Annotated in this window: 1 protein-coding gene; it reads right to left on the reverse strand. The window is 38.1% G+C overall.

Annotated features, from left to right (window positions below; all coding sequences use genetic code 11):
* Nucleotides 1–95: 95 nt before the first annotated feature.
* Nucleotides 96–488 carry a RidA family protein gene (locus BCU12_RS11445; RefSeq protein ID WP_102404387.1) on the reverse strand — a complete coding sequence of 131 codons (393 nt, stop codon included), beginning with the start codon at nucleotides 486–488 and terminating at the stop codon, nucleotides 96–98.
* Between the last annotated feature and the right edge of the window lie 42 nt (nucleotides 489–530).

Consider the following 530-nt stretch of genomic DNA (forward strand, 5'->3'; position numbering starts at 1 on the left):
TTCAGATATAGGGGATATTACTTGATACTATTAATAATATTTTAATGAGTATCAATTCAAATTATCCCCAATATCTATATTGGATTAATTAACGTTTATGCACGATCTTTGCGGTAACACGTCACATCAACTTCTACTTTTACGTCAACGACGAGGTCACACACCATACAGATACGAGCCGGAGGATTCGCACCAAAAAACTCTTTAAATACTTTGTTGAACGATTGGAAGTAACGAGAATCAGTCAGCACAACCTTTACATGCATAACGTCTTCTAGCTCATATCCACACTCAGTCATGATATCGACACAGTTCTGAATAGCTAAACGAGACTGATCGATAATGCCACCTTCAACCACTTCACCATCTATCATTGGTGTTTGACCTGATACATACAGAAAGCCGCCCGCTTCCGTTGCTCGTGCAAATGGAAGGTGTTGACCACCAGTACCTGTACCGCCTTCTACACCATAACGCTTAATTGACATTTTTTTACTCCAGTTAAAATAATCAAAGTGAATTATTTAAAT

The organism is Vibrio sp. 10N.261.55.A7, assembly GCF_002877365.1.
Classification (GTDB): domain Bacteria; phylum Pseudomonadota; class Gammaproteobacteria; order Enterobacterales; family Vibrionaceae; genus Vibrio.

Coding starts and splice junctions, on each gene's coding strand:
- BCU12_RS11445 (WP_102404387.1), bottom strand. CDS start 488: ATGTCAATTAAGCGTTATGGTGTAGAAGGCGGTACAGGTACTGGTGGT.